Origin of the sequence: Thomasclavelia ramosa DSM 1402, from assembly GCF_014131695.1 — a bacterium.
Taxonomy (GTDB): Bacteria; Bacillota_I; Bacilli_A; order Erysipelotrichales; family Coprobacillaceae; genus Thomasclavelia; species Thomasclavelia ramosa.
The window spans coordinates 334,212-346,357 of record NZ_CP036346.1 but is presented as its reverse complement, the minus strand read 5'-3'; the positions used below and the strand labels follow the sequence as shown (position 1 = coordinate 346,357).

General features: G+C 31.7%; 11 protein-coding genes. 2 read left to right on the top strand and 9 right to left on the bottom strand.

Translation table 11 applies throughout. The features are described 5' to 3' along the window. Positions 1-82 precede the first annotated feature (82 nt). The 8 genes from EYR00_RS01585 to EYR00_RS01550 all read right to left on the bottom strand — a co-directional run bounded on the left by EYR00_RS01585 (position 83) and on the right by EYR00_RS01550 (position 9,155). Positions 83-274 (bottom strand): DUF951 domain-containing protein, encoded by a 192-nt coding sequence (locus EYR00_RS01585; protein ID WP_003534968.1) that lies wholly within the window; start codon positions 272-274, stop codon positions 83-85. Next, the gene (gene folD, locus EYR00_RS01580; RefSeq protein ID WP_003534969.1) at positions 264-1,112 is read right to left on the bottom strand and encodes a bifunctional methylenetetrahydrofolate dehydrogenase/methenyltetrahydrofolate cyclohydrolase FolD; all 849 of its coding nucleotides are present in this window, start codon (positions 1,110-1,112) and stop codon (positions 264-266) included. The genes EYR00_RS01585 and folD overlap by 11 nt, the downstream gene beginning before the upstream one ends. Before the next feature lie 61 nt (positions 1,113-1,173). Continuing rightward, on the bottom strand, positions 1,174-2,154 hold the full coding sequence (gene dusB, locus EYR00_RS01575; RefSeq protein WP_003534970.1) for a tRNA dihydrouridine synthase DusB: 981 nt from the start codon (positions 2,152-2,154) through the stop codon (positions 1,174-1,176). A 209-nt stretch (positions 2,155-2,363) separates the two neighbouring features. Beyond that, on the bottom strand, positions 2,364-2,828 hold the full coding sequence (locus EYR00_RS01570; protein ID WP_008792379.1) for a DUF1307 domain-containing protein: 465 nt from the start codon (positions 2,826-2,828) through the stop codon (positions 2,364-2,366). A gap of 133 nt (positions 2,829-2,961) precedes the next feature. Continuing rightward, positions 2,962-3,831, bottom strand: a complete 870-nt coding sequence (gene hslO / locus EYR00_RS01565) for an Hsp33 family molecular chaperone HslO (protein ID WP_003534972.1) — start codon at positions 3,829-3,831, stop codon at positions 2,962-2,964. Positions 3,832-3,970: 139 nt separating this feature from the next. Next, entirely contained in the window at positions 3,971-5,935 is a 1,965-nt protein-coding gene (ftsH, locus tag EYR00_RS01560; protein ID WP_003534973.1) for an ATP-dependent zinc metalloprotease FtsH, read from the bottom strand. Between the two features lie 9 nt (positions 5,936-5,944). Further along, positions 5,945-7,744 carry a hypoxanthine phosphoribosyltransferase gene (gene hpt, locus EYR00_RS15965; protein ID WP_003534974.1) on the bottom strand — a complete coding sequence of 600 codons (1,800 nt, stop codon included), beginning with the start codon at positions 7,742-7,744 and terminating at the stop codon, positions 5,945-5,947. A 100-nt stretch (positions 7,745-7,844) separates the two neighbouring features. Then, positions 7,845-9,155 carry a DEAD/DEAH box helicase gene (locus tag EYR00_RS01550; RefSeq protein WP_003534976.1) on the bottom strand — a complete coding sequence of 437 codons (1,311 nt, stop codon included), beginning with the start codon at positions 9,153-9,155 and terminating at the stop codon, positions 7,845-7,847. Between the two features lie 252 nt (positions 9,156-9,407). Between EYR00_RS01550 and EYR00_RS16015 the strand changes: the two genes are divergently transcribed. Then, positions 9,408-9,584, top strand: coding sequence for an IS3 family transposase (locus EYR00_RS16015; RefSeq protein WP_081446362.1), 177 nt, complete (start codon positions 9,408-9,410; stop codon positions 9,582-9,584). Between the two features lie 30 nt (positions 9,585-9,614). Continuing rightward, on the top strand, positions 9,615-9,731 hold the full coding sequence (locus EYR00_RS16010) for an IS3 family transposase (protein ID WP_081446363.1): 117 nt from the start codon (positions 9,615-9,617) through the stop codon (positions 9,729-9,731). A 103-nt stretch (positions 9,732-9,834) separates the two neighbouring features. Here the strand turns inward: EYR00_RS16010 and EYR00_RS01535 are convergent, their stop codons facing one another. Further along, on the bottom strand, positions 9,835-12,027 hold the full coding sequence (locus EYR00_RS01535; RefSeq protein WP_003534978.1) for a PP2C family serine/threonine-protein phosphatase: 2,193 nt from the start codon (positions 12,025-12,027) through the stop codon (positions 9,835-9,837). Positions 12,028-12,146: the final 119 nt, after the last annotated feature.

The window sequence follows — 12,146 nt, the reverse complement described above, 5'->3', positions numbered from 1 at the left end:
ACAAAAAAATTGGCACTAAAAGTGCCAATATATATCTAAGACATTATCTAATTCATCTTCTAATAAATCATCATCATCCATACTACTCAATTATCTTCTTTAATTTTTTTTCAAATTCACGGCGTGGGAACATTACAATCGCTCCGCATCCCAAACATTTAATTTTAATATCTGCACCCATTCTAATAATTTGCCATTGTGTTGACTTTTTGCATGGATGAGCCTTCTTCATTTCAACAATATCATTTAATTTATATTCCATATTAGTCACCATTTCTATGATAAAAAGCTTCAATTGTATTTTTCATTAACATTGTAATCGTCATTGGTCCAATTCCCCCTGGAACTGGAGTAATTGCTGACACTTTGTCTTTAACATCATCAAAATCAACATCACCGCATAATTTGTTATTTTCATCACGATTAATTCCTACATCTAATACTACTGCACCATCTTTAACATACTCGTGATTAAAGAATTTCGGTTTCCCTATTGCTGCAATAAGTACATCAGCACGTGAACAAACTGCCTTTAAATCTTTTGTCTGACTATGTGCAATTGTAACAGTTGCATTTTTTTGTAAGCACAATAAGGCTACCGGCTTACCAACAATATTACTGCGCCCAACAATTACTACTTCTTTACCCGCCAAATCATAATTAATTTCTTCTAATAAAACCATCATCCCTTTTGGTGTACAAGGAACCAAACTATGTTGTCCTAAAAATAATTTAGCCACATTTTCGGGATGAAAACCATCAACATCTTTACTAGGAACAATCGCATCTAAAACTTTTTCTTCATTAATATGCTGTGGCAATGGTAATTGCACTAAAATTCCATCAACAGTATCATCATTATTTAAATCATTAATTTCTTGTAATAATTCGATTTCACTAAAAGATGCATCATGTCTCAAGATTTCTGATTCAATCCCAATATACTGACAACCTCTTTCTTTGTTCCTAACATATGTCTGACTAGCTTGATTATCCCCTACTAGTATTACAACCAACTTAGGTAGACGTGGATATGTTTCTTTTATCTTACTTACTTCTTCCTTTAATTGATCCTTTATTTTTACAGATATTTCTTTACCACTAATAATCACTACTCAAATCCCCCTTTAATTATTATTTCAATTATACCAAAATATAAACTTGTTGCAACTCTTAGTCCAACTGATCTAAATATTCTTGATACTCTTTCAAAATAATTTCAAGTTCTTCAAAAGTATTAATCTTAGATAATTCATTTTTCACACGAGCTGAAGACTTTAATCCCTTGATATACCATGGCGCATGGCCACGCATTTGAAACATAGCAACCTTTTCTGGTTCAATTTCCATTAAACGTCGTGCGTGTGCTAAACACTGCGTAATTTTTTCTTGATAAGTAGGTTCACTAATTGTTTCACCAGTTTTTAAAGACTCTACAACCTGTTTAATCAACCATGGATTTCCTAAGGCCGCACGACCAATCATAACTGCATCAACTTTTGTTTCTTCAAGCATTCTTTTAGCATCCTCAACACTCTTGATATCGCCATTGCCAATTACTGGGATTTTCACAGCTTCTTTGACTTGACGAATTATTTCCCAATCAGCATGACCTTCATACATTTGCGAACGAGTTCTACCATGAATTGCAATAGCACTAGCACCAGCCTTCTCAATTAGTTGAGCAACCTCAATTGCATTAATATGTTCTTTATCAAAACCACTACGTATTTTTACTGTAACAGGTTTAGTTACATTATCAACGACACCTTTAACAATCTCATAAATTTTATCAGGATATAATAATAATTTACTACCAGCATCGGCCTTTAAAACCTTATTTACTGGACATCCCATATTAATATCAATAATGTCACAATTAGAATGTTTATCGATATATTTGGCTGCTTGAACCATTGTTTCTACTTCACCGCCAAATAGCTGAATACTAACTGGATGTTCGCCATCATCTACTTGTAACATTTCTATTGTTTTAGCATTTCCATAACATAGCGCTTTATCACTAACCATTTCCGAATAGACAAGTCCGGCACCAAAATCTTTAATAATTTTACGAAAAGCCATATTAGTAATCCCTGCCATTGGTGCCATTACTACTGGATTTTCTATTTCTACATTTCCTATTTTAAACATTATGTCACTCCTCAAAAGTATCTTATCAATAAATTAAAAAAAAAGAAATATAAATGTATAAAATATTTCTTCATAGCCATACTATTTATAGATAACTTACCCTTCCCCGCTATTTTCCTCCCCGAAATAGACGTAAGTTATCGAGTTAGTTATATTCCTAAATATGTTGGTTTCCAACAAAAAAAGAAAGGCTTCCCCCGCCTTTCTTTTTATTTTTCTTTACAAGTAAGTCCACCTTTTTCTTGTTCTTTAATTGTTTCTTCTAAAGAAATATACACGATTTTCTTATCACTATCAGTAGTTGTAACTAATTTAGCTTTTTTAAGTTCATCAAAATCAGCTTCACCATAATCTAATTCAATTTTAAGAATAATTTTTTCACCATCTACAGTATATTTAGCTGAACCACCTTTTAATGAATCATAATCAACATTAATAGATTTCACTTTAGGAAGCCAATAAGTATCAATTGGTGTACTTTCAGTTACATAACCAGTAAAATCATAAGTAACTGTACTTTTCATGACATCAGTTTTATCACCAGTTGCTTCGATCGTAACTTCAGCTGCTGTCATTTCATCAATATTTCCTTTACAAATAGTAGTGGTTTTTTCTTCTCCACCACATCCTGTTAATAGCAATGCCAGTAACATTACACTTAATAGTTTTTTCATTTGATTTTCCCTCACTTTATTTGTCTATACCATTATCATAGCACAAAATTTACCTAAAAAATACCATAATAGTACATTTGTAGCAAAATAATCACATAAAATTACAAAAAATAGAATAGTTTTCACTATTCTACTATAATCTATTTTTAATTTCTTTTAATTCTTCTTCACTAAATTGATATTTTTTATTACAAAACTGGCAACTTAATTCACAACCATGATCCTCATCAATCATCGCTTGTAACTCATCCTTACCAACTGTAATCAAAGCCTTACCCATTTTTTCTTTTGAACAATCACATTTGAAAAACAAATCTTGTTTTTCAGTAATCTCCACATCATCAAATAGCTGCTTTAATATCTCTTCAGGACTTTTCCCTTCATTGATCAACTTAGATACCGGCGGACATTGAGCGACAACTTTTTCGATATAATCAATATCTTCTTCAATAGCCTCAGGTAATAATTGAATAATAAATCCACCTGAAGCAAGCACTTCATTAGTATCATTTACTAGTACCCCAACCGATACAACTGAAGGAGTTTGTTCACTAACTGCAAAGTAGTAACCAAAATCATCACCTATTTCCCCAGTTTGTAGTGGAACTGATCCCGTAAACGGTTCTTTTAAACCCATATCACGAATTACTTGTAAAGTTCCTTCATGTCCAACTGCTACACCAACTGCTAATTTACCAGTATCATTATAAGTATAATGCACTTCTGGGTTAGCAACGAATCCTTTAATATTTCCATCACCATTAGTAACCGTCATCATAGTTCCAATTGGACCGCCACCATTGATCACAACTGTCATTTTCTCTTGATTCTTGTTCATTTTTGCCATCATCAAAGTAGCTGACATCATTCTCCCGATTGCTGCAGAAGCAGTAGGCCATAAATTATGATGTTTGCGAGCCTCATCTACTAAATTAGTCGTTTTACAAGCAAAAACACGACAGTTTTTACTATTAACTAAACCTCTAACTAAATAATCTTTCATATATTCTCCTTATAAAAATACCATCAATGATGATAATATCATTGGTATTATCATACACAAAATAATAAAATAGATAAATATTTTTCTTTTCTTGTTGTTCATCATTTACCTCACATATGAAAAAAAGCGGATACCGCTTTTATTTCATATCATCTAATAGATCATCAGCATCATCAAACGATGGTGTTGTTGTACTTGAAGCATTAGAATCATTTGATGAATCATCATTAGAGCTACTATCAACTGTTCCATCATGACGATCTAACATCTTACCTGTATTAAATAATGCTTCAATTTGTTCACCAGCTAATGTTTCATATTCTAATAAAGCATCAGCAATAATTACTAATTTATCTTTATTAGCCTCAATAATTTCTTTTGCCTGTGCATAGCATTCATCGATGATCTTACGAACTTGAACATCAATTTCATAAGCAATTTGCCCAGAATGAGAATTATTGTGTTGTGTATAGTCGCGTCCCAAGAAAACATTTCCTTGTTCAGAATCATATTTGATTGGACCAAGTTCTGACATTCCCAATTCAGTAACCATCATTCTTGCAATTCTAGTTGCTTGTTCAATATCGTTATGAGCACCGGAACTTACATCACCAAAGAAAATTTCTTCAGCTACACGACCACCCATAAATCCAGCAATATTAGCTTCTAATTGAGTCTTAGTTTGGAAATATGTTTCTTCTTTAGGCGTCATTAAGTTATAACCCCCAGCTTGGCCACGTGGCACAATAGTTACTTTTTGAACTTTGTTGGCAGCTTCTAAAGTTAAACCTAACACAGCATGTCCAGCTTCATGGTATGCAACTAGACGGCGTTCTTTTTCACTATATTTACGAGATTTTTTCGCAGGTCCACCCATAACACGGTCAACTGCTTCATCAATATCATCCATTGAGATTACTTTGTGATCTTCACGAACTGCTAATAAAGCAGCTTCATTTAAAACATTTTCTAGTTCAGCCCCTGAGAATCCAGGAGTTCTTTGTGCTATATTACTAAAATCTACATCGGGAGCAAATTTTTTGTTCCGCGCATGAACTTTTAAGATTTCAGTACGAGCATTCTTATCAGGATTAGCTACCTGAATTTGACGGTCAAAACGACCTGGTCGTAATAATGCTGGATCTAATACATCAGCACGGTTTGTTGCCGCTAAAATGATGATCCCTTCATTACCACTAAATCCATCCATCTCAACTAACAATTGGTTAAGAGTTTGTTCACGTTCATCGTGTCCACCACCCATACCAGTACCTCTTTGACGCCCAACAGCATCAATTTCATCGATAAAGATAATACATGGCGCAGTTTGTTTGGCCTTTTTGAACATATCACGAACACGACCAGCACCGACACCAACGAACATTTCTACGAATTCTGAACCAGAAATTGAATAATAAGGCACACTAGCCTCACCAGAAACGGCTCTTGCTAATAAAGTTTTACCAGTACCTGGTGGCCCCACAAGTAATACCCCTTTTGGAATACGAGCCCCCATTTGAGCGAACTTTTTCGGATTTTTCAAGAATGCTACTAATTCTTTTAATTCCTCTTTTTCTTCATCAGCACCAGCTACGTCAGCAAATCTAGTTGTTTGGTTTTTTTCTAACTTAGCTCTAGAGTTACCAAAATCAAAGGCTTTAGCATTTCCGCCACCTTGACCCATCATCTTGAAGATAAAGAACATTCCTCCAAGTAATAATACATATGGTAAAATACTAATAATGACCTTCATAAATACACCACGATCATTAGCATCAACAATCGTAGTTTCAATACCCTTTTCATTTAACAATCCAGTTAATGATTGCATTTCAGCTTCAGTATTAGGAATCGTAGTTGTAAATTCATACTCTGTTGATTTACCATCTACTTTCTTTGTATACTTCCCACTTACATCAACGACTAAACTTGAAGGAACAATTTCTACTTCCTTAATTTTTTCGTCTTGGACTACTTCCACGAATTCACTATACTTAATCTCTTTACTATTACCCTGATTCATATAGGTAACAAGTCCACCGATTAAGAATAATAGAACTACCCATGGAAGAATCGATTTTAATAATCCATTCTTATTACTCATATACTCTCCTTACTTATAACAATCTTCTTTTAATATTCCAACATATGGCAATTGACGATATCTTTCATTAAAGTCAAGTCCATAGCCTACTACAAAAGCATTAGGGATTTTAAATCCCACATAATCGGCCTTCATTTCAAAAACCCGACCCTCTTCTTTATCTAACATAGTGACAATTTTAACACTATTGGCTTTACGTTTTAATAGCATCTCTTTAACATTAAATAACGTCTTTCCAGTATCTAAAATATCTTCAACGATCAAGACATTTTTACCACTGACATCTTCCTTTAAATCTTGCTTAACAACTAATGTCTTGGATTCAACACCCTCATAACTACTTACATTCATATAGTCGAAAGTAACATCAGTATTTAAATATTTTGATAACTCCGCCATAAAAGGGACTGAACCTTTTAATAAACCAACTAATAGGACTTCTTTCCCCTCATAGTCTTTATCAATGATTGCCCCTAATTCTTTACATTTAGCACTAATTTGATCTCCACTGATCAAAATTTCTTTTATATCCTTATGCATTATCTCACTCCTAGTCGTATATGTTTCTAATTTTACCACATATATATTGGGTTTTGAATATAAATACCCAATATTTTTTGCAAGATGTGGCACAAGAATTATCATTCCTTGGCTATTTTCAACAATTGGCCAAGTATCCCGCTTACTTTTAGGAATTTTATTGTCAATAAACAATCGCGAAACCTTTTTTGTTCCACCAGCAGTAACAATAACATCACCAGGACGTGCCGATCTAATCGTAATTGGGAAATCTTCTTTACTCACATAGACGCCTTCATTTAAATGACCTACTTCACTTAAATAAAAGTGCTCATGCTTATCATAAACTAAATGTTCATATTTTAAACAATAGCTATGGTTATTTTTCAAATTAGAAACACATATATTATCATACTCTTTTATGAACCTAATATTAACAGGCAAATCCATATTAATATTTGGCTTATTACTTTTTATTTGTTTAATAATTTCTTTAATCAAAGCATTGCTGATCAAAGGGGGATAAACAACTTCTTTTAAAATTTCATAAATAAATCCATCTAACAGCTCTTTAGGAATACAAGTATAATCAATTTTATTTTTTTGATGATATAAATCAAGATAAATTTGTAATTGTTTTAGCTTACTAGCATATCTTTGATTATGTTCTTGTGCCCACTTAAGTAATTTCTCTATTTTTTCTTCATCATAATCTTTCAAAGTAACATTTCGAACATAATCACGAGTAAACTCAGTTTGAAAATTTGTATAATCATCACGATATTCAACATTATGACCATGACAATAGTCTCTTAAAAACTGTTTTCGTACCGCTAAGCACGGTCTAATTACAGTTACTCCAAATACTTCACTGATTTCTTGGATTCCCAGATATCCCTTAGTGTTATGGCGCTGTAACTGCATTACAATATTTTCAATAACATCATTTTGATGGTGGGCCAAAACCACCTTTTGGGTTTGATATTTCATTCCAATTTCTAAATAAAATTGATAGCGTAGCCGCCGAGCTTGATCTTGGAAATTATCCGGTCCGTAAACTTGTTTATCAATTTCTCGAACATAACAAGGCAAATCATATCGGTGACAATATGCTTCAACTGTCTGTTGATCTAGGTCACTATCTTCGCGTAAATGATAATTGACGTGACATACGATTATTTGGTAACCAGCTTGATTCATCATGTCTAATAATGCCATCGAATCACAGCCCCCTGATACCCCAAGGATATACAGCTCCTGCATTTTCAGCAAATCTTTAAAACTATCCATTTAATCACCTCAATATCTTTACCATTATATCAAATAATTATTAATTTAACATATCATTTTCGTGACTTTTTCACTAATCAATTAGTAAAAGACGTCATTTTTAAGGACGCCTTCTTTTAAAATTACTTCTTTTTGTCTTACTATTCTTTTTTATGTTATTTGTTCTTACTGATGACTTTTTTTGTCCTTGTTTCAAGTGCTTAGCTTTATCACGTGATTTTTGTGTTTCACCCTTTTTTTTACTTTTATGTTTCTTTTCTGGTATTGATAAATCTTTCATTGGGTAATAAGGGTTATCCACCACCGGAATATCTTGGTTAATAAATTTTTGAATATCTTTTAATAATGCCTTTTCTTGAAAACTACAAAATGTAATTGCTTCTCCCGATGCTCCAGCACGAGCAGTTCGGCCGATCCGATGAACATAATTTTCTGCTTGATCAGGTAAATCAAAATTAATAACATGTGTTAATTCATCAATATCGATCCCTCGAGCAGCAATATCACTAGCAACAAGAACTCGAACTTTATCATTTTTGAAGTTATTTAATGCTCGAACACGTGCATTTTGAGATTTATCACCATGGATTCCCTCACAAGTTATTTGCGCCTTAATTAGTTTCTTACATAAAGTATCCACATTTCTTTTTGTCCTAACAAAAACAATTGCATTATATATTTGAGGATTTTCTAATAACTTGATCAATAACTTAGCTTTATTTACTTTATCAACAAAGTATAGCGATTGATTAATTTTTTCTACTGTAACATTACCACTGCTTATCATGATTTTAAGCGGGTCATTCAGTAGATCACTAACCAGGTGTTTAATTTCATCAGGTAAGGTTGCTGAAAATAACATAGTTTGATGACGACGAGGAATAAATCTTAAGATCTTACGAATATCTTTAATAAATCCCATATCCAACATACGATCTGCTTCATCTAAAACTAAGTATTCTACATGTTTTAAATCCACCAATCCTTGATTATAAAGATCAATCAGTCTTCCTGGCGTGGCAATCAGCACGTCGATCCCACGATTAATTTTAGTAACCTGACTACCCTGACGAACCCCACCAAAGATAACTGCTGATTTTAAATTAACCTGCGGATTCATTGCCTCAAAAGTCTCATTGATTTGAATTGCTAATTCACGAGTCGGAGCCAAAATCAGTGCTTTAATAGTTCGTGGATACTTTTCGCTTTCATCACGTAAATATAATTTTTGTAAAATCGGTAAAGCAAAAGCTGCTGTTTTCCCTGTTCCAGTCTTGGCACATCCAAAAATATCTCTTCCCGAAATAATTGCTGGAATTGCCTGTTCTTGAATCGGTGAGGGGATATCATATTTCATTTCTTTTACTGCATTTAATAATGGTTCAATTAATTCTAATTCACTAAATTTCATCTATTTCTCTCTCTTAATCGTTTTTTGCAGTATAACACATTTATTCTAAAATAACTAATTTTATTCACAATTCCATAAATTAACCTCATCTAATAGAAATTTCAGCTAAATTCTCACTATCTTTTTATACTTTTTGAAATATAGATATTTTAAAATTTTGCTTTAATAATACTAAAAATAGCCTTTATTATTTAGCAGTGTATTACCATGAAAATAGAAAAAGAAACAGAGAATTAGCTTAAACAGTAAAAAATATTCAAACAAAATAAAAGTCGTTATGGAGTGTGTAGGGTCTATCGAGAACTTCTTAACTGTGCTTACCAGATAAATCATAAACGTGTCCATCACATTATGTACAACTTAGGATTATTCAGTAAGATTGTTGACAATACCATAGATAGAAATTTTGGTACAACTGATGTTTCCTAGTTTAATTTTTTTTGAAAATTAAAGAATAAAATGTATTATGAAAATGAATTTAAATGTTTTGAAGAATTTGCAGTTGTTATAGATGAATATATAGATCATTACAACAACCAAAGAATTCAAGAAAAACAAAACGGATATCTCCTGTAAGATACAAGGAAACATCCATATGTATTGCCTAGTTCATAAATAAACATGTCCAAAATTATGGGTACATATCGCTGATTCATTCAAACTAATGAAGTCCACTAAATTAATTATTTACCACTTTAATAACTATAATACTTATATCATCTAAATTATTTTTCTCTAATACTTGATCCATTAAAAAAGTAGCTATTTCTTGTGGGTGCTGATCACAATATAAGTGAACATTATCATTAACGATCTGTTCAAAATCATTTCCTGTGCCATCACTTGACATAATAATTAAATCATTATTTTTTAGCGGCATCTCATAACTAACCATTTTTAATTTAGAAACAACTCCAACTGGTAATGAATTAGTTGCAATTTTTTCAACCATTCCACTACGAATATGATAACTTGGATTAGCACCATATTTGATTAACTTCATTCGGGCATTAGCAAGATTAATATTACATAGATCTAAAGTCGTAAACATGTCGTTACGATTTTTTATTTTTAATAAAGCATTAATTGAATCAATTGTATCTTTTAATCCAATTCCATTTAAAATTAATTTTGATAGTACTTCTAATGTCAACTTACTTTCATTAGCAGCCATCTTGCCTTGACCCATTCCATCACTCAATGCTAAATAATGAAGATTATCTTGATGGAACGCGCTAAACGAATCACCACAATTAAGAGGCTCTAAAGCATATTGCTGAAAACCATACTGCAATGAATAATTTTGTTGATGTTTTAAAACTAATGACGTGTAACCAAGATGATGCATTGAATCCTTTAGAGAAACTATTTCTAATGTTTCATTTAAATATGACTCTACTATTGGAACTAGTTCATTAACAACCTCCTCCTCACTAATATCCATTAATCCTAATTCTAAAGTATAAACATTATTACCGATTTGATGACGGTATAAATATGTAATATTAAATTGATAGCCTAATAAATGCTCTTTTAAACTATCATCATTTAATGGCGTTTGTTCTAAAGAATTGCTAAAATTATCAAACACCTCACTCAATAACGAAAATTCATAAAACAAATCTTTCTTTAAATGCGAATTTTCCTGATTAACTCTTTTTATCTTTTCATAACTATCCTTATATTCACTGATACTCTTTAAGAAGCGATTTGGACTAATGCAATTACTATTAATATAGTTAATATCTTCTTTTGTGTAGTTAGTCTTAAATCCTTTATTAATCAATTTTCCTAATCGACTTACACTCCCATCACGATAAAAACATAAATCCCGACTAGGACATTTGGAACATACATCCTCATAAACATAGCCAACAAACTCACCGACATTTACATTACGATTTGCTTCTTGAAAGATATCTGTTAATTGTTTAAATAAAGAGGCGAATGTGGTAGCACGTTGAATTAATTTGTTTCGACTTGTGATATTTTTAAAATCATCACTAAGTAATTTAGGCTTATGTTTAAAGGTAGGTACAAATAAAAACAACGTTGCGCTTACTACAATAATAAAACTATGATAGTAATAATCATATGTAATAAAGAAAGGGAGAACTAGATGACTTACAAGATAAACGGTTGAACAGACTAATTTATTTTCCGGCTTATACATAAAGAAAATACTAAAAGGAAGGATTAATGATAGTATTTCCTCTTTTAATAAGGGATTAATAAACATTAATATGATTGATATATATAGAATCGTAGGCATGGTACTATTAATTCCTAAATAATAGACACTTAGTAATAAATAGAACCTTAGTAATATCATCATATAGACTTGATTGAGCTCAACTAATGAAATGATGGCTAACATTATCATTGTTGAAAGAATCATCATCCGTTTATTGGTATATACTTCAATCGTGTTATGGATAAAGAGAGGCACTACTTCTAGGTACAGTAGACTATGTAATAGTGTAAAGGATAATATAACTAATACTTCAATATAATTATATTGATAAATGTAAAGAAAGAGTAAACTTACCAAAGTAACTACTAGGGCTAAATACTTACTTTTGACAAATTTTAAGTACATCATCACTTGCATAATTATCACGCTAGTAATCGAAACTAATAATAGCATATAGTTATCATAAGATATGTATGATACCAATAATAAAGCGGTCATGTACATAATGATATGTCGATAGCCGCACATAAATGATACTACTAGCATGGGGAGAACAAAACACAGTGATGTGTCATATATTTTTACTAAACCTAGAAGGAGGGTTAATCCAAAGATTGAAACATAAGTCATTCCAGTATTCTTTATTTTTGTTTTTGTTTTTGCTACTGTCAAATCCATTTCATTCACCTCGTAATATCGATTATAGATACTTACAGTAGAATAATTTGTCACTTTTTATTTATTTTAAAATAAAATAAAAACTTATAGATTTACAAACAAAAAAACAACTAGTTTTA

What these genes read in the sequence shown, in the direction of transcription:
- ftsH (WP_003534973.1), bottom strand. Translation starts at nt 5,935, where the DNA reads ATGAGTAATAAGAATGGATTATTAAAATCGATTCTTCCATGGGTAGTT.
- EYR00_RS01535 (WP_003534978.1), bottom strand. Translation starts at nt 12,027, where the DNA reads ATGGATTTGACAGTAGCAAAAACAAAAACAAAAATAAAGAATACTGGA.
- hpt (WP_003534974.1), bottom strand. Translation starts at nt 7,744, where the DNA reads ATGGATAGTTTTAAAGATTTGCTGAAAATGCAGGAGCTGTATATCCTT.
- hslO (WP_003534972.1), bottom strand. Translation starts at nt 3,831, where the DNA reads ATGAAAGATTATTTAGTTAGAGGTTTAGTTAATAGTAAAAACTGTCGT.
- EYR00_RS01550 (WP_003534976.1), bottom strand. Translation starts at nt 9,155, where the DNA reads ATGAAATTTAGTGAATTAGAATTAATTGAACCATTATTAAATGCAGTA.
- EYR00_RS16010 (WP_081446363.1), top strand. Translation starts at nt 9,615, where the DNA reads ATGTATTATGAAAATGAATTTAAATGTTTTGAAGAATTTGCAGTTGTT.
- EYR00_RS01585 (WP_003534968.1), bottom strand. Translation starts at nt 274, where the DNA reads ATGGTGACTAATATGGAATATAAATTAAATGATATTGTTGAAATGAAG.
- EYR00_RS01570 (WP_008792379.1), bottom strand. Translation starts at nt 2,828, where the DNA reads ATGAAAAAACTATTAAGTGTAATGTTACTGGCATTGCTATTAACAGGA.
- dusB (WP_003534970.1), bottom strand. Translation starts at nt 2,154, where the DNA reads ATGTTTAAAATAGGAAATGTAGAAATAGAAAATCCAGTAGTAATGGCA.